The sequence below is a fragment of the Paenibacillus sp. MZ04-78.2 genome (assembly GCF_024213375.1).
Taxonomy (GTDB): Bacteria; Bacillota; Bacilli; order Paenibacillales; family NBRC-103111; genus Paenibacillus_G.
In genome coordinates this window covers 126013-145343 of the sequence record NZ_JANAVJ010000011.1, presented here as the reverse complement: position 1 = coordinate 145343, position 19331 = coordinate 126013, and the positions used below count along the sequence as shown (strand labels likewise).

The window sequence follows — 19331 nt, the reverse complement described above, 5'->3', positions numbered from 1 at the left end:
GAGCCGTGGTGTAGAGGCCTAACATGCCTGCCTGTCACGCAGGAGACCGCGGGTTCGAATCCCGTCGGCTCCGCCATAAATTATCTTCCCTGTAGGGATGAGAACCCATTGGGTTCGTCGGAGTATTGCTTCGATAGCGTTACTATGCAGTCTCGGAGTGAAACGGAGAGTATCCCGTCGGCTCCGCCATGATTTACAATTTGCATGAAATGAGATACAATAAAGAAATATGGCTCGGTAGCTCAGTCGGTAGAGCAGAGGACTGAAAATCCTCGTGTCGGCGGTTCGATTCCGTCCCGAGCCACCATTCGCCGCTGTAGCTCAATTGGTAGAGCAACTGACTTGTAATCAGTAGGTTGGGGGTTCAAGTCCTCTCGGCGGCACCACTGCAGTTTCATATGGAGGCTTAGCGAAGTGGCCAAACGCAGCAGACTGTAAATCTGTTCTCTGACGAGTTCGGTGGTTCGAATCCATCAGCCTCCACCAGTTCATAGGGGCATAGTTTAAAGGTAGAACAGCGGTCTCCAAAACCGTTAGTGTGGGTTCAATTCCTGCTGCCCCTGCCAAAAATATATTCATACTGTGGCGGTCGTGGCGAAGTGGTTAACGCATCGGATTGTGGCTCCGACATTCGAGGGTTCGATTCCCTTCGATCGCCCCATAACACATGTATTGGGGATTAGCCAAGCGGTAAGGCAACGGACTTTGACTCCGTCATGCCTAGGTTCGAATCCTAGATCCCCAGTTTATATGCGGAAGTGGCTCAGGGGTAGAGCATCGCCTTGCCAAGGCGAGGGTCGCGGGTTCGAATCCCGTCTTCCGCTCCATATGGCGCCATAGCCAAGTGGTAAGGCAGAGCTCTGCAAAAGCTTTACCCCCAGTTCGAATCTGGGTGGCGCCTCCAATTTTATTTCTTCGCCGGAGTGGCGGAATCGGCAGACGCACAGGACTTAAAATCCTGCGGTAGGTGACTACCGTACCAGTTCAAGTCTGGTCTTCGGCACCACTCCAACAATTTAAAATGTGTGCCCTTAGCTCAGCTGGATAGAGCGTTTGACTACGAATCAAAAGGTCAGGAGTTCGAATCTCTTAGGGCACGCCACTTGCCGATGTGGCGGAATGGCAGACGCGCTCGACTCAAAATCGAGTCCGAAAGGGTGGAGGTTCGAGTCCTCTCATCGGTATAAATAAGCCTTAAAGATCTTTTTTGATCTTTAAGGCTTATTTTCTTTGTATGGAACTTGTTCATGCTCTGGGGAAATATTTATGTAACCTTAATATCTTTTATAGATTCTTCACATTGCGATATACAAATCCGGCAACTTTTAGTATGGTACAAAAAGAAGCACTATATCCTAATGTTGGAGGAACAGGGTCATGATAAAGATCGAAGATGGAGCGGTTGTCTTGTTTCAAGGAGATAGCATTACGGATTGCGGAAGAAACAGGGAGAACGGGGCGGATTTAGGACGGGGCTACGCTCTCATCGCTTCTGCGTTATTCGCCAGCAAATATCCGGAGAAACAAGTCCATTTCATCAACCGCGGAATCAGTGGCAACCGGGTAAAGGATTTGCAGCAGCGCTGGCAGGAAGATTGTCTCGACTTGAAACCGACATGGGTTTCGATCTATGTCGGAATAAACGATACATGGCGGCGTTATGATCGCAACGACCCGACTTCGGTGGAAGCGTTTGCGGAAGGTTACCGTGATCTGATTGTTCGTACCAAGGAGACGCTTGATGCAAAGCTAATTTTAGTCGAACCATTTGTGCTGCCGGTGCCAGAAGACCGGAAACGATGGAGAGAGGATTTGGACCCGAAAATTAACGCCATTCGCGAGCTCGCACGGGAATTTGAAACGCTGTACGTGCCGTTAGACGGGTTGTTCGCGGCGGCAAGTGTCAAAGCACCGTCCGCCTATTGGGCACCTGATGGCGTACATCCTTCCCCGGCAGGTCACGCGCTTATTGCCAACGCTTGGCTGGAAGCTGTGCAAGCCTAAAGCAACGTTGCTGATACAAATAATAACCAAGGGATGCCCTTCTACCGGTGCGAGGGGCGTCCCTTTTTAGGTTGACACGTTCTGATTGTTGAAGGCGATAATTCAATCCAATTGCTTGGATACATGCAAAAGCTCAGGCAAGGTAACCATCTTCAGATTGCGGGATTTTAAAGTCTGGATTACGGTCGGGAGTGCTTGGACGGTGCCGTTTAAGTCTTGCCCCGGCCCGCCGCCGGAATGCTGTAGAATGATGGAACCCGGCTTGACGTTAGTGAGAATGTTCGAAATTACTTTTTCTTGCCCAAGCTGCTTCCAATCAAGTGAATCGACATTCCAGTTCACAATGCGGTAACCGTGTTCCGACGCCCACAGCAGTTGGCTTTCGCTAATCTCGCCATAGGGCGGCCGCAGCAAGCGGGGGGGATATCCGATCAGCCGCTTTAAGGCCTGCTGCGTTTGAAGCACCTGCGACTGGAACAGATCGTCGGATAGTTTGGTAAACAGTTTGTGGCTGTATGAATGATTGCCGATTACATGGCCTTCACGAACAATTCGCTTAACCATTTCCGGATGCTTCTCGGCTTGGGCGCCGACTAAGAAGAACGTGGCGCGAACCTGATATTTTTTCAAAACATCCAATACCTGCGGCGTAAATGTCGTGTCGGGGGCATCGTCAAAAGTTAAGGCGACTTGCCCGGAGGCGGCTGACCCCCGCAGCAGCAGTAGCTCCGGATATTTGCGTACAAGCTGGGATAAAGAGAGCCGTTGGCTTTGCCCGGATGTTTCTTTTGACGCTTTGGCTGGGTGCGGTTTGGATTTGGGCTGCTTCCGCGTCTTAGCCTCCGCTGGCGGAACTACGGCTGGTGTGGGAGCAGGTGCCGGTGCAGGAGTAGGCGGCGCAGAAGGAGACGGGACCTGCCTCACGGTCGGAGGGGCCGGAGGCCCGGCCAGAGATAGCGGGCTGCCAGTGCCCGTCTCCATTGCTTTAGCCGTGTTCTGAGGCGCAGCTTCGGTAGGCCCGTTCCCCGGGGGCATAGCTTGCGGCGAATTTGCGGCAGGCGTACATGCGGTTAGAGCTAAGCAGAAGATAAGACTCGACAAAGACAGCCTTTTGAATCGATATATAGATAATAGTAAAAAAGCCGCGGGCGTCCGCTTTTTCATGGGCTTGTTCTCCTTTGGGCAACAGGTTGCGTTCCCTTAGTTTGGGATAAGGAGAGATAAATTATCCGCTCATGTACATGATGTTACGATCGCGCGGAGAATAGTATGAAGCTAACGAAATCAGGTCAGGACCAAGCCTTCCCAGATCATTTTGATAGATACAATAACAAAGGTGATTCGCAATACCCAAAGCAGCTTTTTGCCGCTCAGCCGACTGGCGATTTTCGCGCCGAGCCAGCCTCCGACAATGGCACTGGGTGCCAAGCCCAACACCATCCACAGGTTCACTTCTCCTAAGCTAAAATGCGTGAAGCTGCCCATAAGGGATGACAGCAGAATTACGAACATCGAGGTCGCTGTCGCCACATGGGGAGGATACCGAAAAAGCAGCACCATAGCCGGAACGAATAGAGAGCCGCCGCCAATTCCGAATAGACCTGAAATGAATCCGACCAATAGTCCGATGATCAAGGCGGGCAGTACGCTGTAACCGTAATGATATGTATTTCCATTGCCGTCCGTATACGTGCGCTGAATATGCCACTTCACGTTCAACGGCTTCAAGTAGTCGCGCAGCATGAGCAATATGGCCATTAGCAGCATGAAGAGGCCGAAGCTGAGTTGAAACGATTTGGCGTTGACAAATTGGGTAGTATACGAGCCGAGCATGGCTCCCGGACCGCATGTGATGAACAAGAGCCAGCCGCTTTTGAAATCGACTTTTTTCTGCTTAACGAAGGTAAGGGTTGAAGACAATGCCGTGAAGATCAGGACGGCCAGCGAAGTGCCTACCGCCGTCGATACCGAAATCGTCTCTCCAACGAACACAGGGCCTAAATAAACGAGAGCGGGTACAATAATAATACCGCCGCCGAGACCGACCAGGCTCCCGAAGGTGGCAGCGATCAGCCCGACAGCGGTATAAAATAAAATACTCATTGCTTAAACCTTCTTCCGTGTCGAGTAGTTACTTCATGGTAATCTTAACACAGGAAGAAAATAGGTCAATACCCGGGTTATCCGATATCGTTTAGAATATTTTTATTAGGCAAGTAATGAATCGATTGAATGAACCGGATCGTTTTTGTTTTTGCCCGCATGACAATCGAATGCGTCTCTGCCCGGAGGTCAGGCAAATAGCGGACGCCGTTTAAAAATTCACCGGGGGTAATGCCCGTTGCGGCGAAAATAACGTCATCCCGGCCGATCATATCTTCCATTGTTAAAACTTTGTGCGGGTCGGTAAGTCCCATGGCGATGCAGCGGTCGTATTCTTCCTGATTGGAAGGCAGCAGCTTTCCTTGCAGCTCTCCACCCAGACATTGCAGCGCCGCGGCCGCCAGCACGCCCTCTGGTGCGCCGCCAGAGCCTACATACATGTCAATGCCGGATTCGGATAAAGCGGGAGCCATAGCCCCTGCGACATCGCCGTCGCTAAGAAACTTGATCCGTACACCGACCCGGCGAAGGGTCTCGATCTGCTTACGGTGCCTGTCGCGGTCAAGAATCATGATCGTAAGATTGCTCAGCGGTTTATCCAAAATGTCGGCGGCCCGTTGTAGCGTCGTTTCGAGCGGGTCTGTCAAGCTGAGCTTGCCGGCGAGTGCAGGTCCGACAGCCAGTTTTTCCATATACATATCCGGCGCGTGAAGCAGATTGCCTTTGTTGGCAATGGCGATGACGGCCAGCGCATTGTTCAATCCTTTGGCAACCAATTCCGTGCCTTCGAGCGGGTCGACGGCCACGTCCACTTCAGGACCTTGCCCGTTGCCTACTTGTTCACCGATATACAGCATCGGTGCTTCGTCCATTTCTCCTTCTCCGATGACGACGGTCCCGCGGACGGAAACGGAATCGAACATGGCACGCATGGCAGTCGTCGCCGCACCGTCGGCTTGAATCTTTTCGCCTCGGCCCATCCACCTTGCCGCGGACAGCGCCGCAAGCTCCGTTACCCGGACGATCTCAAGTGCCAATTCCCTTTCCACCAGTTCAGCCCCCTATAAAATAAATGGTCACGTTTCAATATATATAGTATAATTAATAAATAAATAATACGCAATAAACACTTGATATAAATTGAGTAGTACGTTATATTTCGATTGAGATCGTCGGTGAAAAACGGTTCTATGAGTTTTGGACTATTTTTGGTACAATTGGATTGGAATGTGGCACAGCGATAAACCGCAAAGGCTGCTTTGAGTGAGGAGGGACCGGTCATCGAACTGACTGTGCGCCAACTGCAGATCGTAGAATTGGTAAAGGTACACGCGCCCATTACGGGCGAACAAATAGCGGAGATGTTAGGTCTAAGCCGCCCGACCCTCCGGTCGGATCTGGCCCTGCTTGTCATGCTCGGGCTTGTGGATGCCAAGCCGAAGGTGGGCTATACCCCCGGCTCGGCCATGACGCCGGGCTCCCTGGTTTCCCGTAAGCTGCTGGGCATGAAGGTAAAGGATGTCCAATCGATCCCTGTCGTCGTTCGGGAGAATGCTTCTGTGAACGACGCGGTCGTGATGCTGTTTATGGAGAACGTCGGCAGTCTGATCGTCGTGGATGACGAGGATTGCCTATCCGGGGTCATTTCCCGTAAAGACTTGCTTAAATTCACGCTCGGCAATACGAATGCGGCTTCCATGCCGGTCAGCATGGTCATGACCCGCGAGCCGAACGTTATTCATGTCTCTCCCGATGAATCCGTGATCGATGCGGCGCGGAAGATGATTCATCATCAGGTTGACAGCCTGCCTGTCGTCGTGGAATCTAAAGCCGCTCAGTTGAGCGGAAGATCCCGGTGGGACGTTGTCGGACGGGTGACAAAAACGATAATGACGAATATTTTAGTCGATCTGGCGATGGACCGTTAGGGCATTCATGAACAAAGGAGAAGAAAACCGGATGAAGGAAGAACAACAGTACGAGATCACGATATGCTCGGATTCCGTCGGGGAAACGGCGGAAGCGGTCGTTCGAGCGACGATCCGTCAGTTTGACGCCCACCAGGTGAGAACGAAGCGGATCGGCCATATTAAAACCGAGGATGAAATCCGTACCATTATGGAAGAGGCGGCAAAACGCGGCGGATTTGTGGCGTATACCCTGGTACAGCCGGAGCTTCGGGAAATGATGAAGGAAGAGGCGGTCCGCCTCGGCGTCCGTGCAGTCGATATCATGGGACCGATGATGCAGGCGTTTATCGATACGTGGGGTGATGCGCCGAAGCGGAAACCGGGCTTGCTTCATCAACTGGACGAGGATTATTTCCGCCGCGTGGAAGCTATCGAGTTCGCTGTCAAATGCGACGACGGACGCGATACGAGCTCCCTGCTGAAGGCGAATCTCGTCTTGATCGGAGTTTCACGCACGTCGAAGACACCGCTAAGTATTTTTTTGGCGCATAAAGGGATAAAAGTATCCAATCTGCCGCTTGTGCCGGAGGTCAAACCGCCCAAAGAGCTGTTTCTGGTGCCGGGCAATCGGATTGTCGGCTTGACGATGGACGCAGACAAGCTGTACAAGATTCGGACAGAACGGCTGAAAGCGGTCGGTTTGCCGTTCGGGGCGAAATACGCCGCGATTGAGCGAATCGATGAAGAGCTCCGCTATGCACAAGCGTTGATGAAACAGGTCGGATGCTTGGTGATCAACGTAACGGATAAAGCAATCGAAGAAACAGCCGGCATTATTATGGGGTACTTAAATTAATGGCAGACGAGAGGCTTGAACCGACGGGTTCGGGCCCTTTTTGCCTTTGCGAAAATAAGATAGGATAGACGGGTCGAAATAGGCGGTCCGAAAAATATAGGGATGGGAGACGGAGCGCAGCAGCTTCGTCCATGTACGGAAGGAAGGGTTGAAGGCGATGGGGCGGTACGGCGGACAAAGGCGTGCCATGACAGGCGTAATCTTGGCAGGCGGGCAAAATCGACGGATGGGAGGACAAAGCAAGGCGCTGCTTATGTACGAAGGCGATACGTTTTTGGCCAGGCAGTTGGCCGAGCTTGGAAGCCTGTGCACGGAACTGCTTATCGTGACGCAGGAGCCGGAACGGTATGAGGCTGTCGTTCACGCGTTCTCCGGGGAGTCTCCGGTGCGGATCATTCCCGACCAGCAGCCGGGACGGGGGCCGCTTGCCGGTTTTCAAGCCGCCATGAAATCGGCGTCGTACGAGGAGCTGTGGATCGTCGGCTGCGATATGCCGTGGGTTGATGCCGAAGCGGCGAAGGCTCTCTCGGAGCTGCGGAGCAGCGTTGGCGCAGATGCTGCGGTTGCCAAGATCGACGGAAGGCTTCATCCGCTGCACGGCATATATCTCAAGAACTGTCTTCCCGAGGTGGAGCGGTTGTTGGCGGCGAACGATCTGCGGTTGATGGGGCTATTGGATGCAGTAACTTTGCAGGTGGTGGACGAATTGTTTTTGGAGCGGAAGGGAGTTTCAAAGGGATTTATCCGGAATATTAACGATCCGGACGAATATGAGAGACTTACCGGTAAACGACTTAGGTTTTAGCCGGTTTACAGGCCTTCCCTCGAATGCTTTTTTGTTTATGGAAGACGGGCCTGTTTTGTGACATAATGGTGGGTATAACCGAGAACGGGGGCATGCAGGATGTCACAGATATTGAAGGATCGCTTTGGCCGCATTCATGACTATCTTCGAATTTCCGTGACGGACCGGTGCAATTTGCGCTGCGTGTACTGTATGCCGGAAGAAGGTATGGAGTTCGAGCCGGAGGAAAAGCTCTTGACGTTCGATGAGATCGCCGAAGTCGTGCGGGTGCTTGCCGGGTACGGAGTTCGCAAGCTGCGGCTGACCGGGGGCGAGCCGCTCGTACGCAAAAACCTGGAGCAGCTCGTGCGGATGTTGAGCGCGATCGACGGCATTGAAGATATCGCTTTGACGACGAATGCGATCCACTTCGCTTCGCGGGCGGAAAAGCTGCGCGAAGCCGGGCTCACAAGAATTAATGTCAGCCTGGACTCTTTGCGGGCGGACCGGTTTTCCCTCATTACGCGTGGAGGCGATTTGTCGCGCGTGCTGGCGAGTCTGGAAGCGGCATCCCGGGTCGGACTCGACCCGATCAAGCTGAACGTCGTGCTGATGAAAGGTTTGAACGACGACGAAATCGAAGATTTTCTGAAGCTGACGCTGGAGCGCGGTTTGCACGTGCGCTTTATTGAATATATGCCGATCGGACACGACGACGACGGCTGGAAAACGAGATATATTCCGTTAGGCACAGTGCTGGAACGGTGTGAAACAATAGGATGGCAGGTGGAGGCGCTGGAGCGGTCGGTTCAGGGAAACGGGCCTTCGCAAAATTTCCGGATCGCCGGGGCAACGGGCACGTTCGGGCTGATTCATCCGGTCAGCGACCATTTCTGCGAGACGTGCAACCGGCTGCGTCTTACGGCGGACGGCAATATCAAGCCTTGCCTGTACTGGTCCGATGAGTTCAACGTGCGCCGTTATATTGGTAACGATCAGGCGCTGGCTGAGCTGTTCTTCCGGGCGCTGGACGTGAAGCCGGAAAGCCATGAGATGGCAAAAGTGTTTCTGAGCGAGCAGCAGAGCCATACGCCTACCTCCCGGCGCATGTCGCAGATCGGGGGTTAAAGCGTGAGTGACTTGAAATTCGGTCGGCAGGCCATCAGCCTCGAAGAGGCGCAGCGGCGTGTACTCCAGCATGTCCGCCTTCAGGAGCCGGAAGAGGTGCCGCTATTCGAGGCTTACGGCAGGCGGTTGGCGGAAAATGTTTGCGCCAACAGCCCGCTGCCGCATTTTCGGCGATCGGGTGTTGACGGCTATGCATTGCGCGCATCGGATACGGCAGGAGCTTCCCTTGCGGCGGCGGTTTGTTTGGAGGTAGCGGAAACGGTTCCTTGCGGTTCGGTTCCGGCGAAGACGATCGGCCCGGGCCAAACGGCCAGAATTATGACCGGCGCTGCCGTTCCCGAGGGGGCGGATGCGGTTGTGATGCTGGAGATGACCAATTCGGTCCACGAAGAGGTCGGCCTTGGGGGTACAGTGGCGGTTCACAAAGCGATGAATCCCGGCGACAATGTGACCCCGGTAGGAGAAGAGGCTGCTGCCGGGGAGCAGCTTCTTCGGAAGGGCTGCACTATCGGACCGGGGGAAGCGGCCGTGCTGGCTACCTTCGGCCATAGCCTTGTGAAGGTGTACAAGCGGCCGAGAGTAGCGATCTTCTCTACCGGCTCCGAGCTGCTCCCGGTAGACGCGCCGCTCGCGCCGGGTAAAATCCGGGGCAGCAACGGGTATATGCTGGCCTGTCAGGTACAGCAGGCAGGCGGAATACCGCTGCTGATGCCTTTTCTTCCCGACGAAGCCGACCGGGTGGAACGGGAACTGCTGGCCGCTGCGGAGCAGGCGGATCTGTGGATAACGACCGGAGGCGTGTCGGTAGGGGATAAGGATGTGCTGGCCGAGCTGTTCGCCCGGTGGGACGGCGAGCTGCTTTTTAACAAGATCGCGATGCGTCCGGGAAGTCCGACGTCGGTCGGTCTGTGGCGGGACAAGCAGTTGTTCGCTTTGTCCGGAAATCCTGGAGCTTGCTATGTAGGATTCGAGCTGCTGGTACGCCCCTACCTGCGCGCCTTGCAAGGGGCGCCCGACCCGCTGCCCTCCGAAGCGACAGCGGTACTGGATGCCGACTACGGGAAAGGATCGGCGTATCCCCGATATGTCCGCGGATCTTCGCACGTGGAACATGGGACGGTCCGCGTGAGGCCCGCCGGTCGCGACAAATCCAGCATTATGGTTTCCATCAAAGAGACCGATTGCTTAATTTGTCTTCCGGCGGGCGGGCGGGGAGCCCGGCGGGGCGAGTTGGTGCGAGTTTTGACGATCGGGGATTGAAGTAAAGACCCCCTACCGGAGTAGCGTCCCTGACAGGGGGGCGGTACATTAGATGAACAATGAACGGGAAACGATGACGAGCAGAATAAACAGCACCAGGATAACACCTGTGGAAGTAAAGCCGAATCCGCCAAAGTGGCTCATATGACATCCCCCTTTCAGAAGGCATGTTAAATGATATGAACAAATGCCGGGTGCTGATTGGACGTACGCCCGATTATTGAACGAAAATAAAACTGTCGGCGGGCAGGAGACAGTACCCTGACTGTACCGGTTACGAATCAAGAGCGGATAACGGCTGCGATTTCAGCCATGAAAGGGTGAATACTTATGAACCAGCGGTTGGAAATTCGCAATATTCCGAATGAACATTTTATGGACAGCTTGCAAATGTCTGCATTCGCATTTCAAGATGAGCTTACTCCTGAAAAAGTCGAGAAGAGGAAGAAGCTTTTCGATTCGAACCAGGTATGGGGAGCTTATGTTGACGATACGCTTGCGGCGAAAATGACCATTCTTGATTTGCAAACATATATTCAAGGCAAGGCGTTCGACATGGGCGGAATCTCAGGCGTCGTCACATGGCCGGAGTATCGGCGGGGCGGTCTGGTGGCCAAGCTGCTGTCGCACGGACTGCGGGTGATGCGGGAGAAAGGCCAGACGGTGTCGTTCCTTCATCCTTTTCAATTCTCGTTCTACCGTAAATACGGCTGGGAAACGTATACAGAGTATAAATCATACGAGATCTCCGTCCAGAAGATTCCAAAACTGGGCCCGCAGCCTGGGCGGGTCGTTCGGATCGGCCATGATGTCAAGCTGCTGAACGGGATCTACGAAGCTTACGCCAGCAGGTACAACGGTACGGTTATTCGAAATGAAGCTTGGTGGAAGAACCGCATTTTCAGCTTTACAGAAGGAACGGTAGCCGTATATTATGATGCGCAGAATCAGCCTGCCGGCTACGTACATTATCAGGTAAAGGATAATATCCTTAAAGTTCACGAGCTGATCTATCTGCACCACGGGGCTTGCCTGGCCTTATGGCGCTTCTTGGCCGATCACGACTCGATGCTGGACAAGCTGGTGATGAAAGCGCCCGCGAACGATAAGCTGCCGTTTCTGCTCGATAATCCCCGGATCAAACAAGAGATTGTACCTTATTTCATGGCTCGGATTGTGGATGTGACGGGCTTTTTGACCAAGTATCCGTTCGCGTCGGGGGCGAAAGGGTCACTGCAGCTGAAGGTAAAAGACGAGCAGGCGGAATGGAACAACGGCTGGTTCCTGCTCCAAGTGGACGAGTCGGGGACGGCCCGTGTAACGCCTGTCGCAAGCGCTTCGCCCGAGCTGCCGACCGCCAGCTGCACGATCCAGACGCTTGCCGCTATGTTGACAGGGTACCAGCGACCATCCTTTTTGATGGACATCGGCAGGTTAGCGGGCACGACGGAGGTGTGCGAATCGCTGGAGCGGCTCGTTCCCGCACGTCAGACGTGTATGCTCGACTTCTTCTAGACATCTACCTGCCCGCTGGGTGCAGGCCCCTTCGAGGATATCGCTCGAAGCGGGCTTTTTTTGTTGCGATTGTTTTGGAGAGGAGACCTCGGGGACGAGCACAAGCAATTCCTTGCACAAAAGGCGGGGTCTCCTCTTGTCTAAGGCCGGGTGCCGTACTGGACTTAGGTCCAGTTCCAAAAACCGCCGCAGGTCCGTTTTGGGAAATGCCGGATTCACCTAGAATAAAGACATAAGCAAGACGACAACAAAAACGAAAGGCGGTGAGTCAATCCATGAGAATGAACCGACATACCGGACTCGCGTTCCTCCTGATCTTCTTCGGAGCGTTGATCCTGAGCCACAAGCTTGGCTTTCAGCTCGGACACCATTTGATGAGCTACTTGTTCCCGGCGGCAATGGTAGGGCTCGGATTCGTAGGACTGAGAAACGGAAAAACGATCATCGGGTGGGGGCTGATCATCCTTGGCGGCCTGTTCCTCTTCGGTAAATTGTCCGGCCTGTTCGCCATCCTGATCGCCATCGGCTTGATCTGCTACGGCATCTCGCTGCTGCGTAACAAATCGGTATATTAAATCAAACAAACGACGGATTGAAATTCGGAGAAAAGGTGGTTGAGCAAAGCATGAGTTTAGGGAAAAGATTCCGGGATATTACGGTTGCGCACTTCAACGAAATGCTGGAGAACGCGGAAGATCCGGTTCGCCTGATCGATAAATATCTTGCGTCCCAGTCGGAGCAAATCCGCGAGTCCGAACGGCTGCTGCAGCAATGCCTGTCTCACGCCGCTTCGCTTCGCCAGCAGTACGTATCGGCGGAGCAGCTTAAGGAGCGCCGCGAGCAGCAAGCGATGTTGGCGCTGAGAGCCGGCGAGGAAGAAGTGGCGCGCATCGCGCTTCAAGAGAAGATGCAGCAGGAGGAAAAAGCGACGCAGTACCGGGCGCTGTACGATCAAAGCAAGCTGGGGATCGTCGAGCTGGAGGAGCAGCTTCAACAGCTTAAGGCGGATTTCGATGAAATCGCCTCGAAACGCACCTACTATATCGCGCGGCTGGAGTCCGTCAGGCTGCAGCAGCGGATGAACGAAAGGCTGCGTTCAATGGGCGCAGGTCCGAATCCGCGGATCTTCGATCGGCTGGACGAGCGGGTCTCCGATATGGAACTGACTGCGCGCACCCTGCGGGAAGTGAGAGGCCAAGTCCGCGAAGCATGGTCCGCCGTAGGCAGCGCGGCATCGCAGGCGCTGGAACAAGAGCTGGCCAAGCTGCGGACGAAACTGAAACAGGAGGGCTGGGATAAATCATGAGCAAACTATACCGTTCTCGTTCCGATCGCAAAGTAACCGGCCTGTGCGGCGGTCTCGCGGAATCGATGAATATTGATGCCACACTGCTTCGTCTGATCGTGGTGATAACGGCTTTCTTTTCCGGAGGCGTTGTTGTTGCGCTATACTTCCTGGCGGCACTGGTCATCCCAAGCGAGCCTTGGACCGGCGGGCCTTACGGCTACGGACCGTCCTACGGAGGCGAGGGCTACGGACAATCTGGCGGCAATCACCCGAACTGGAAAGAGTGGAGAGGCGACGAGAAGCACTACCGCAGAGCGCAAGGACATGGCTGGGTTCCGCCGCAAGAAGGCAACCGTTATGAAGGCAGATATGCGGCCTCCTCGAATCCGAGCGGTACCGCCGACAGTGATCTGGACCATATGATGAAAGATATCGAGAAAAAAGCGATGTGGAAAGAAATCGAAGAACTGCGCAGCAAAGTAGCGCAATACGAAAAAAATCAAAACCAAAAATCATCTAAAGGAGAGGTTTAATAATGGGCGTATTTTCCAGAATTAAAGACATGACGAAGGCTTCGCTGCATGAATTGCTTGATAAGGTTGAAGATCCGATCATCATGCTGAATCAATATTTGCGCGACATGGAAGAAGAAATCGCGCAAGCCGAAGTGACGGTTGCCCGTCAAATCGCCAGCGAGCGCAAGCTGAAGGAGCGTCTGGAAGAAGCGATCCGTCTGACGTCGCAGTACGAAGGACAAGCGAAGGAAGCGCTGAAGAACGATCAGGAAGCAACGGCACGCCAAGCTTTGGAGCAAAAGCTGTACTACGAGGGCAAAATCTCCGAGTACACGGAAATGCACGAGCAGGCCAAGGCGCAAGCGGCCGAGCTGGTTCAGCAGCTGCATGAAATGAAAGACGCGTTCTACCAAATGCGCAACAAACGCAGCGAGCTGATTTCCCGCGCTCAATTGGCAAAGGCGAAAAAGCAAATGGCCGAAGTGACGGCAAACAACGTTATCGAAGGCGGCAATGCCGTAAAAGGCTTCCGTCGGATGGAAGAGAAGATCATGTCGCTGGAAGTCGAAGCGGAAATCGCGCGCAAGCCTTACGTGGGTGGCGGCTATGCCGGTTCGGTGTACAGCAGCGCCGTGTCGGTCGACCCGGCAAAGCAGCAAAAAATCGATAATCAGCTGCAGCTTCTGAAAGAAAAAATGTCCAGCGAGCAGGGGAAATAATCTTCGCAAAAAGCTGTTGGAGCAAAAGCGACACTTGTGATATGCTATGTAAGGCAAAAGCCATGGACGTCCTTCTGTAAGGCGCTGTGGCTTTTGAAGGTCATCAAGAATTTACCGGAAAGGGGGCGACACGGATGAACCGCAAACGAAACCGCAACATCGCGCTGGTCTTGATCGGCGCAGGGCTTTTCCTTCTGGCGGACAATCATCTCGGATTTTTCACCGTGCTTGCCCTCTTTTTGCTTTTGCTGGGAGTGTATAAGGTTCGTTCGGGCGCCGAGCGCAAAGGCTACATCATGATGGTTATCGGCCTGCTGCTGCTCGCAGGGGGCAATTTTACGCTGATCTTGGCCATTATCCTTATATCGCTCGGCTTCTTCTACAATAAGTCGCGTAAAATTCACCGCAGCGAGCACCATTACCGCAAGCAAAGCGTCATCGACAGCATCCGGTGGGGACGGGAGCCTTGGGTTCTGCGCAACATGTCGATCTGGAACGTGCTGGGAGAGCTGCAGATGGATTTGACCTACGCGATCCATGAGCAGAAGGAGACGACGATTATTTTGCAGGGGGTCATCGCCGATATTGATCTAATCGTTCCGGAGGATGTGGGTCTTACCGTTACAGCTTCCGTCTTGTTCGGGCAAACGAGCATCGGGTATGACAAAGAAGCCGGCGTGCTGAACAAGATGGTGTGGCAGTCGCCCAATTACTGGACAGCGGACCGTCAGGTAAAGCTGGAGATTTCTTATATCGTAGCCGATATTGATATTAAAATCGTTTGATGCACGGAGGACGGCGGGAATGGACGGACATGACAAGCGGTTAACCAACATGATATGGCGAAGCATGGCGGAGTCGATCGGGCTCAGCCTTGTTTTGTTTGCCGTGATTGTCTATTTCCTGCAGTCGAACGGCTACTTGAATGCTTTCAAAACGTGGCAGGATGGCGTGCTCATGAGCCTGACGCTGATTGCAATCGTTGCAGCGATCGGAGGCTCGTACGGCCTATGGTATAGCAGCCGGATGAAGCACCGGCTGGAGACGCTGCGCGAGGTGATGCTCTCGCTGGAGAAGGGCAACCTGAGCCGTTCGGTGCCGCCGCTCGGCGAGGATGAGATCGGCCGGCTCGGCGATCAGTTGAATGCAATCACGAAAAAATGGGAAGAGCAAGTTTCCTCGCTGCAGCGCCTGTCCAGCAACAATGCTCAACTGGCGCAAAAAGCGAAATATTCGGCCATCGTGGAAGAGCGGCAGCGGCTGGCAAGGGAGCTGCACGACGCCGTGAGCCAGCAGCTCTTTGCGATCTCGATGACGGCGACGGCCGTCGGCCGGACGTTAGACAAAGATTTCGAGAAAGCGCAGCGGCAAATTTTCCTCATTGAGGAAATGGCCTCGGTAGCGCAGTCGGAGATGCGCGCTTTGCTGCTTCACCTGCGTCCCGTGCATCTGGAAGGCAAGCGTCTGGCCGAAGGCTTGATCGAGCTGGTGCAGGAGTTGTCTTCGAAAGTGCCGATGCAGATCGACTACGAGTTGAGTGAAGACATCAAGCTGCCGAGCGGAATTGAGGATCATCTGTTCCGTATCGTGCAGGAGGCATTGTCTAATGCGCTTCGCCACTCCAAAGCGACTAAGCTGGAGTTGAAGCTGACCCAGCCGTCAAGTGATGCGGTGCGGCTGCTCATTCGGGATAACGGCGTCGGCTTCGAGTTGGACATGAAAAAACAGGCTTCGTACGGGCTGGTGACGATGCGGGAGCGGGTGAACGAAATCGGCGGCTCGCTCAATTTAATCACGGCGCCCGGCAAAGGAACGCGCATTGAGATTCGCATTCCGATTATGGCGGAAGGAGGACTTGAAATTGGAAGAGACGACGATTAAAGTGCTGCTGGTCGACGATCATGAAATGGTTCGCATCGGTCTTGCCGCCGTGCTAAGCACGGAGGACGATATCGAGGTGGTCGGCGAAGCGAGCGGAGGACAGGAAGGCATCCGGCTGGCATTGGAATACAAGCCGGACGTCGTGCTGATGGATTTGGTCATGGAGGGCATGGACGGCATCGAGACGACACGGCGTCTGCAGCAGCAGCATCCGGAATGCAAAGTAATTGTGCTGACCAGCTTTATTGACGACGAGAAAATTTACCCGGTGATCGAAGCGGGAGCATTCAGCTACTTGCTTAAAACGTCGCGTGCCGCCGAAATTGCTTCAGCGATCCGCTCGGCTGTCAAAGGCCAGTCGGTGCTGGAATCCCAAGTCGCTTCCAAGCTGATGAATCGCTTTCGCGGGCCGAGACCGGCTGCGCAGCCGCATGAAGAATTGACCGAGCGCGAGATGGAGGTGCTCCGGCTCATTGCCGCAGGCAAATCGAATCAGGACGTAGCCGATGAGCTGTTCATCGGGGTCAAAACGGTCAAGTTTCACGTCACCAACATTTTGGCGAAGCTTGGGGTGGAGGACCGTACGCAAGCTGCCATTTATGCGTATAAGAACGGTTTGGTGGAGTGATATAAGGGGTAATAAGCTCTCAAGAGGACCTGAAGAAGTCGGGATCTCCTTTTCGAGAGCTTTTTTAGCTTTCATGTCGTATTTTGGCGCCTTCCGCGATATTCAATCTTAAAGTTTTCTTAATAAGTGTGAGGTTTGACACGTTTCCTTCGTCTATATAGATGTAAATGTTCCAAGTCGAGGAATCCATTCCGTTTGTCGGATCATAGGAATAGTAAAATATATACAACGGATCGTGGACATCAAGGAGAGGAGATGAGAGCCGGATGAACGGAGTAGCCGTTGAAAACCGGAATGAGACTGGCATTTCATTAACGTTCGGGGGAAAAACGGAGCTGCTGAAGCGGTACGAAGTGTATTGCTACCAGGTCGCTTTTTATTTATTGCAGCAGGAGGCGGGAGCGCGCCGCGCGGCCGAGGAAGCGCTGCTCGCCTTATACAAGCTGGATGGCTTCTTTGCTCTGCCGGAGCACGAGCGCAAGGAAAAAGTGAAGGCTGCCGCCATCCGGCACGCATTGTCGGTGCGAAGCGGGCGCCAGCCTTCTTGATGCTTAATATAGAACATTCATAAGAATGCCCGTGAGCGGCGGAACAGGCCAATAGCTGTGCGGCTTTTTGCCCGGCAGTGCGGTGTAGTGGCCGAAGGTGCGGGCTTCTGTATCGCGCCCCTCCAGCAGGTCCGCCGGAGGAGTGGCATGCAGGGCGGCAGCCGCCTGCGTCAGGCGCAATATCCAACCGTCGATGCCCTGAAGCACGGCATTCGCATGCTTTTCCCCGCTGTCGAGCTGCGTCTGCAGCTTATGCTCGTCCAAGCTTAAGGTGCCGTCGGCCTGCGGGACCACGCCCAGCCGGTCAAGCTCTTCTTCGGCAGGGGCGCCGATCCCCTGTTTTCTCCATGCGGGCCGCAGTAGGACCCCAGCTTCGGACAATGCGTTCGCCAGCTCGTTGTAGCCGTCGACAAGCCCCTCCACCAGCCGGAGCGATGCGCCGTTGCTTTGCAGGGCGGTCCTGGCGTTCTCCGCCGTTTGCTTCAAGGCGCCTGCTGCCGTGACGATGGTTCTGGTATCCCCTGCCGCCCGTTCCGCAAAGCGGTCGAACGCATAGGAGGGTTGCCCCGTTCCCTTCTGCGGTCGTCCGCGGTAACGTGTGCCTGCTAAGTCTTCTTGTCTTCTGTGCCGGTCTTCCAAGGCAAACCACTGCCTATGAATTTGATACGAACGAATCACGCTCTGAATCGGAGCGATCATGCCGATCACCTCACTGTCAATGGAACGTTTTTCTTTACATTATAGCGGTAGACATGCCGTCCGTAAACGGATCGCGCTTGACAGGCTGCAAAAGGATGAAGTATGATGATTTATCAACCAAAACCTGTAAAAGGAGCTCGCGTCAGCACATGAATTGGGTTCAATGGATCGTCATCGCCGCCGTTTTGCTTGTCAGCGTGCTGTTTATGATGTTTGTCGGCAAAAAATACAAAAAGTAACGGGCCTGCTTTTTTTTCGCCTCGCAGTCATTTCTTCTTAACGTTCCGCCACCGCCTGTCATACGATAAAGTACTTAAACTTTATGCGCAGAAAGGCGGTCTTAGCCATGCTCCGCAAACGCATTCCCAAGCAGGACGACGGCATTATCTACGGATTGGTGGAAAAGCTGCTCCTTCCCTTTGCGCGTCAGACGGTACCCGATCTTCGCGTGAGCCGTACGGATATTATCAAACGGCTCAAATCCTGTGTCACTTACGTCGATACCGCCGCCGGACGCTTGCCGGTCGGATTTATTGCGCTGCGCGTGGACCGGGATAAGCGCCTGTCTGTCGATATGCTGGCGGTGAATCCGAAGTTTCAGGGCCGTGGCATCGGCGCGCGCTTGATGCGCCAGGCGGAGCGCACGGCGGGGGATCACGGATGCCGTGAAGTGGGTCTATGGGTGGACGAGGCGAATAAGCAAGCACAGACTTTCTATGTACGGAAAGGCTACGATACGGTTCACTATGACGCCAGGCTTCGCTGTTATATGATGATGAAGCGGCTGGGCTAGCCGCAGATGCCGCCGATACCGACACCAAGGCTCTCCCGCGCGATGGCGGGAAAGCCTTGGTGTTGTTGCGCTGCGCAGAAGGGCCGTTGTTCGACCGCGTTAGCTGGGTACGATCAAGGCCCCGATACTGGCGATGTCCAATGCAAAGGGGGCGCCGAACAGCTCGGAATTCGGATAAGGTGCGGGCAATGCTTCGTTCGCGGCGGTTGTTCTCGGTTTGTCGGATTTTTTCGTTTGGACGCGGGCTTTTCCCGAACTGCTGCTCTTTGCTCTCGTCTGTTTACTTTTGGCGGGTGCGTTTGCATTCGATTGAATGCTGGCCGCCGTCTCGTTAAAATAGAGCTTTCCATTGTCCAACCGGCTGAGCGTGCCGACAAGCTCCGTACCGTCGGTCAATATAATGAAAACCGGTTGGCCGTAATACGGCCTGCATTGTTCTTCGTTAATCGGATAAATCGGTCTCACGCGAGGGTCACCTCCGAAGTTGATTTCTACACTTCAGATTATGCGGCATTTGTGCCGGTTGTACGGGACAAATGTCCCGTATGCGCATGCCTATTTTCCGTGAACGCGCTTGCATTCGACAGAGTATTGAATCTCTCGACGGTTTTCGATATGCTAAAGGGGTAAAGGGAACGGACAGGAAACGATTGCCGTTCCTTATCTCCTATTCTCTATAGAAAGAACGAGGACCTGAAGC

General features: G+C 54.1%; 22 protein-coding genes and 11 tRNA genes. 27 read left to right on the top strand and 6 right to left on the bottom strand.

Going from position 1 to position 19331, the window contains the following annotated elements:
• The first annotated feature begins 231 nt into the window (after positions 1-231).
• The 12 genes from NLX71_RS11285 to NLX71_RS11230 all read left to right on the top strand — a co-directional run bounded on the left by NLX71_RS11285 (position 232) and on the right by NLX71_RS11230 (position 2004).
• Positions 232-307: transfer RNA gene (locus NLX71_RS11285), tRNA-Phe, on the top strand.
• A 3-nt stretch (positions 308-310) separates the two neighbouring features.
• Positions 311-386 (top strand) — tRNA-Thr (locus NLX71_RS11280).
• A 14-nt stretch (positions 387-400) separates the two neighbouring features.
• Positions 401-486 (top strand) — tRNA-Tyr (locus tag NLX71_RS11275).
• Positions 487-492: 6 nt separating this feature from the next.
• A tRNA-Trp gene (locus NLX71_RS11270) sits at positions 493-566 on the top strand.
• Between the two features lie 19 nt (positions 567-585).
• Positions 586-661 (top strand) — tRNA-His (locus tag NLX71_RS11265).
• 12 nt (positions 662-673) lie between these two features.
• A tRNA-Gln gene (locus tag NLX71_RS11260) sits at positions 674-745 on the top strand.
• A gap of 7 nt (positions 746-752) precedes the next feature.
• Positions 753-827: transfer RNA gene (locus NLX71_RS11255), tRNA-Gly, on the top strand.
• A 3-nt stretch (positions 828-830) separates the two neighbouring features.
• Positions 831-904, top strand: a tRNA-Cys gene (locus NLX71_RS11250).
• A gap of 13 nt (positions 905-917) precedes the next feature.
• Positions 918-1006, top strand: a tRNA-Leu gene (locus NLX71_RS11245).
• 19 nt (positions 1007-1025) lie between these two features.
• Positions 1026-1102, top strand: a tRNA-Arg gene (locus NLX71_RS11240).
• Between the two features lie 3 nt (positions 1103-1105).
• Positions 1106-1184 (top strand) — tRNA-Leu (locus NLX71_RS11235).
• A gap of 193 nt (positions 1185-1377) precedes the next feature.
• Positions 1378-2004, top strand: a complete 627-nt coding sequence (locus NLX71_RS11230) for an SGNH/GDSL hydrolase family protein (protein WP_254363725.1) — start codon at positions 1378-1380, stop codon at positions 2002-2004.
• Positions 2005-2106: 102 nt separating this feature from the next.
• On the opposite strand, the gene NLX71_RS11225 is transcribed toward NLX71_RS11230, so the two are convergent.
• The 3 genes from NLX71_RS11225 to glpX all read right to left on the bottom strand — a co-directional run bounded on the left by NLX71_RS11225 (position 2107) and on the right by glpX (position 5156).
• A complete protein-coding gene (locus NLX71_RS11225) occupies positions 2107-2985 on the bottom strand; it encodes a polysaccharide deacetylase family protein (RefSeq protein WP_254363742.1) in 879 nt (292 codons plus the stop codon).
• A 303-nt stretch (positions 2986-3288) separates the two neighbouring features.
• Positions 3289-4107 carry a sulfite exporter TauE/SafE family protein gene (locus tag NLX71_RS11220; RefSeq protein ID WP_254363724.1) on the bottom strand — a complete coding sequence of 273 codons (819 nt, stop codon included), beginning with the start codon at positions 4105-4107 and terminating at the stop codon, positions 3289-3291.
• A 77-nt stretch (positions 4108-4184) separates the two neighbouring features.
• On the bottom strand, positions 4185-5156 hold the full coding sequence (gene glpX / locus NLX71_RS11215; RefSeq protein ID WP_254363723.1) for a class II fructose-bisphosphatase: 972 nt from the start codon (positions 5154-5156) through the stop codon (positions 4185-4187).
• Between the two features lie 210 nt (positions 5157-5366).
• Here glpX and NLX71_RS11210 point away from each other — a divergent pair, with 210 nt between their 5' ends.
• From NLX71_RS11210 to NLX71_RS11190, 5 genes are all read left to right on the top strand, one after another.
• The gene (locus NLX71_RS11210) at positions 5367-6035 is read left to right on the top strand and encodes a helix-turn-helix transcriptional regulator (RefSeq protein ID WP_254363721.1); all 669 of its coding nucleotides are present in this window, start codon (positions 5367-5369) and stop codon (positions 6033-6035) included.
• 31 nt (positions 6036-6066) lie between these two features.
• On the top strand, positions 6067-6873 hold the full coding sequence (locus NLX71_RS11205; protein ID WP_254363720.1) for a pyruvate, water dikinase regulatory protein: 807 nt from the start codon (positions 6067-6069) through the stop codon (positions 6871-6873).
• A gap of 187 nt (positions 6874-7060) precedes the next feature.
• Entirely contained in the window at positions 7061-7678 is a 618-nt protein-coding gene (mobA, locus tag NLX71_RS11200; RefSeq protein ID WP_254363719.1) for a molybdenum cofactor guanylyltransferase, read from the top strand.
• 99 nt (positions 7679-7777) lie between these two features.
• Complete coding sequence (moaA, locus tag NLX71_RS11195; protein ID WP_254363718.1) at positions 7778-8785, top strand: GTP 3',8-cyclase MoaA; 1008 nt, start codon at positions 7778-7780, stop codon at positions 8783-8785.
• 3 nt (positions 8786-8788) lie between these two features.
• Positions 8789-10045: a molybdopterin molybdotransferase MoeA gene (locus NLX71_RS11190; protein WP_254363716.1), complete on the top strand. Its 1257-nt coding sequence runs from the start codon at positions 8789-8791 to the stop codon at positions 10043-10045.
• Positions 10046-10093: 48 nt separating this feature from the next.
• On the opposite strand, the gene NLX71_RS11185 is transcribed toward NLX71_RS11190, so the two are convergent.
• Entirely contained in the window at positions 10094-10189 is a 96-nt protein-coding gene (locus NLX71_RS11185; RefSeq protein WP_254363715.1) for a sporulation protein YjcZ, read from the bottom strand.
• Positions 10190-10375: 186 nt separating this feature from the next.
• Here NLX71_RS11185 and NLX71_RS11180 point away from each other — a divergent pair, with 186 nt between their 5' ends.
• The 9 genes from NLX71_RS11180 to NLX71_RS11140 all read left to right on the top strand — a co-directional run bounded on the left by NLX71_RS11180 (position 10376) and on the right by NLX71_RS11140 (position 17139).
• Positions 10376-11560 (top strand): GNAT family N-acetyltransferase, encoded by a 1185-nt coding sequence (locus NLX71_RS11180; protein ID WP_254363713.1) that lies wholly within the window; start codon positions 10376-10378, stop codon positions 11558-11560.
• A gap of 275 nt (positions 11561-11835) precedes the next feature.
• Positions 11836-12135 carry a hypothetical protein gene (locus NLX71_RS11175; RefSeq protein WP_254363712.1) on the top strand — a complete coding sequence of 100 codons (300 nt, stop codon included), beginning with the start codon at positions 11836-11838 and terminating at the stop codon, positions 12133-12135.
• 50 nt (positions 12136-12185) lie between these two features.
• Complete coding sequence (locus NLX71_RS11170) at positions 12186-12866, top strand: PspA/IM30 family protein (RefSeq protein WP_254363711.1); 681 nt, start codon at positions 12186-12188, stop codon at positions 12864-12866.
• Entirely contained in the window at positions 12863-13381 is a 519-nt protein-coding gene (locus NLX71_RS11165) for a PspC domain-containing protein (RefSeq protein ID WP_254363710.1), read from the top strand. Before NLX71_RS11170 ends, NLX71_RS11165 begins: the two co-directional genes overlap by 4 nt.
• A gap of 2 nt (positions 13382-13383) precedes the next feature.
• Entirely contained in the window at positions 13384-14082 is a 699-nt protein-coding gene (locus NLX71_RS11160) for a PspA/IM30 family protein (protein ID WP_254363709.1), read from the top strand.
• A gap of 134 nt (positions 14083-14216) precedes the next feature.
• Positions 14217-14867, top strand: coding sequence for a cell wall-active antibiotics response protein LiaF (gene liaF, locus NLX71_RS11155; RefSeq protein ID WP_054973929.1), 651 nt, complete (start codon positions 14217-14219; stop codon positions 14865-14867).
• A gap of 19 nt (positions 14868-14886) precedes the next feature.
• Positions 14887-15963: a sensor histidine kinase gene (locus NLX71_RS11150; protein WP_254363708.1), complete on the top strand. Its 1077-nt coding sequence runs from the start codon at positions 14887-14889 to the stop codon at positions 15961-15963.
• On the top strand, positions 15944-16591 hold the full coding sequence (locus tag NLX71_RS11145; protein WP_302058179.1) for a response regulator: 648 nt from the start codon (positions 15944-15946) through the stop codon (positions 16589-16591). The genes NLX71_RS11150 and NLX71_RS11145 overlap by 20 nt, the downstream gene beginning before the upstream one ends.
• A 266-nt stretch (positions 16592-16857) precedes the next feature.
• Positions 16858-17139, top strand: coding sequence for a hypothetical protein (locus tag NLX71_RS11140; protein WP_254363707.1), 282 nt, complete (start codon positions 16858-16860; stop codon positions 17137-17139).
• 3 nt (positions 17140-17142) lie between these two features.
• Here NLX71_RS11140 and NLX71_RS11135 read toward each other — a convergent pair whose 3' ends face one another.
• On the bottom strand, positions 17143-17838 hold the full coding sequence (locus NLX71_RS11135) for a hypothetical protein (protein ID WP_254363705.1): 696 nt from the start codon (positions 17836-17838) through the stop codon (positions 17143-17145).
• Positions 17839-18184: 346 nt separating this feature from the next.
• Here NLX71_RS11135 and NLX71_RS11130 point away from each other — a divergent pair, with 346 nt between their 5' ends.
• Positions 18185-18631 carry a GNAT family N-acetyltransferase gene (locus tag NLX71_RS11130; RefSeq protein WP_254363703.1) on the top strand — a complete coding sequence of 149 codons (447 nt, stop codon included), beginning with the start codon at positions 18185-18187 and terminating at the stop codon, positions 18629-18631.
• A 99-nt stretch (positions 18632-18730) separates the two neighbouring features.
• Here NLX71_RS11130 and NLX71_RS11125 read toward each other — a convergent pair whose 3' ends face one another.
• Positions 18731-19096 (bottom strand): hypothetical protein, encoded by a 366-nt coding sequence (locus NLX71_RS11125; protein WP_254363702.1) that lies wholly within the window; start codon positions 19094-19096, stop codon positions 18731-18733.
• Positions 19097-19331: the final 235 nt, after the last annotated feature.

Coding starts and splice junctions, on each gene's coding strand:
- NLX71_RS11165 (WP_254363710.1), top strand. CDS start 12,863: ATGAGCAAACTATACCGTTCTCGTTCCGATCGCAAAGTAACCGGCCTG.
- NLX71_RS11175 (WP_254363712.1), top strand. CDS start 11,836: ATGAGAATGAACCGACATACCGGACTCGCGTTCCTCCTGATCTTCTTC.
- liaF (WP_054973929.1), top strand. CDS start 14,217: ATGAACCGCAAACGAAACCGCAACATCGCGCTGGTCTTGATCGGCGCA.
- NLX71_RS11180 (WP_254363713.1), top strand. CDS start 10,376: ATGAACCAGCGGTTGGAAATTCGCAATATTCCGAATGAACATTTTATG.
- NLX71_RS11225 (WP_254363742.1), bottom strand. CDS start 2,985: ATGGAGACGGGCACTGGCAGCCCGCTATCTCTGGCCGGGCCTCCGGCC.
- mobA (WP_254363719.1), top strand. CDS start 7,061: ATGACAGGCGTAATCTTGGCAGGCGGGCAAAATCGACGGATGGGAGGA.
- NLX71_RS11220 (WP_254363724.1), bottom strand. CDS start 4,107: ATGAGTATTTTATTTTATACCGCTGTCGGGCTGATCGCTGCCACCTTC.
- NLX71_RS11135 (WP_254363705.1), bottom strand. CDS start 17,838: ATGATCGCTCCGATTCAGAGCGTGATTCGTTCGTATCAAATTCATAGG.
- NLX71_RS11205 (WP_254363720.1), top strand. CDS start 6,067: ATGAAGGAAGAACAACAGTACGAGATCACGATATGCTCGGATTCCGTC.
- NLX71_RS11170 (WP_254363711.1), top strand. CDS start 12,186: ATGAGTTTAGGGAAAAGATTCCGGGATATTACGGTTGCGCACTTCAAC.
- NLX71_RS11150 (WP_254363708.1), top strand. CDS start 14,887: ATGGACGGACATGACAAGCGGTTAACCAACATGATATGGCGAAGCATG.
- NLX71_RS11160 (WP_254363709.1), top strand. CDS start 13,384: ATGGGCGTATTTTCCAGAATTAAAGACATGACGAAGGCTTCGCTGCAT.
- NLX71_RS11130 (WP_254363703.1), top strand. CDS start 18,185: ATGCTCCGCAAACGCATTCCCAAGCAGGACGACGGCATTATCTACGGA.
- moaA (WP_254363718.1), top strand. CDS start 7,778: ATGTCACAGATATTGAAGGATCGCTTTGGCCGCATTCATGACTATCTT.
- NLX71_RS11140 (WP_254363707.1), top strand. CDS start 16,858: ATGAACGGAGTAGCCGTTGAAAACCGGAATGAGACTGGCATTTCATTA.
- NLX71_RS11230 (WP_254363725.1), top strand. CDS start 1,378: ATGATAAAGATCGAAGATGGAGCGGTTGTCTTGTTTCAAGGAGATAGC.
- NLX71_RS11185 (WP_254363715.1), bottom strand. CDS start 10,189: ATGAGCCACTTTGGCGGATTCGGCTTTACTTCCACAGGTGTTATCCTG.